Origin of the sequence: Photorhabdus namnaonensis (assembly GCF_001684335.1) — a bacterium.
Classification (GTDB): Bacteria; Pseudomonadota; Gammaproteobacteria; order Enterobacterales; family Enterobacteriaceae; genus Photorhabdus; species Photorhabdus namnaonensis.
In genome coordinates this window covers 95,517-96,266 of record NZ_LOIC01000094.1, presented here as the reverse complement: position 1 = coordinate 96,266, position 750 = coordinate 95,517, and the positions used below count along the sequence as shown (strand labels likewise).

Genomic DNA, 750 nt, shown 5'->3' with positions numbered 1-750 from the left:
CCGCCGCCATTCCAGCTATGACTGCTATTATCACTCCATGCGGTAGATGGGTCATTGATCTTGCGAGCGGATAGAGCAAGGATCTGCTGCACATCCCGATAGCCTAAGTTCGGATTGGCCTCAAGCATCAACGCAACAACACCGGAGACTATCGGCGCGGCAAAGCTGGTGCCTTGCATGCTGGTGTAGTCATTGCCGAAAGTTGAGCCACGTTCGGTTTTCAGCATATAGCTGGTAGACACGACATTGCTGCCCGGCGCCGAAACCAACAGGCTGGCTCCCGGATTGGAGAAGGGTGAGGAGCCAATCTGCAAAGTCGACAAATCTCCTTGTGCGTTGATTGCACCGACTTCCACCGAAAAGCGGTTGTTATTGGTCAGCGACCCTTGGGCATTGCCGCCTTCCGCACGATGGTTGCCGCCCGCCGCCACGATGACGGTACCCAATCCGCCACGACCATTAGCCGCCGCGTACTGCGCATTCAGGCTCAGCGACGCGGCAGTATTTATGGAGCCGCCCTGAAAGCTGCTGAGCACGAAATCGTTGGCAAATCCCCAGCTATTGTTGGCAATGTCAAAACTGACCATATGCCCCAGTCCCGCAAGATCGGCGCCGTCATTGGCCAGATAATAGCCGCCCAACGTAGCATCATGGGCAACTCCGACGCCACCGGTATTATTTTTCGCCGCGACCATCACACCCGCCACCATTGTCGCGTGGTTGGAGACCACATTCGGCAAGGCGCCATTA

Annotated in this window: 1 protein-coding gene; it reads right to left on the bottom strand. The window is 56.4% G+C overall.

From position 1 onward, the window contains the following. Positions 1-750: S8 family serine peptidase (locus Phpb_RS27150; protein WP_240492649.1), on the bottom strand; the 750-nt coding region annotated here is incomplete at both ends.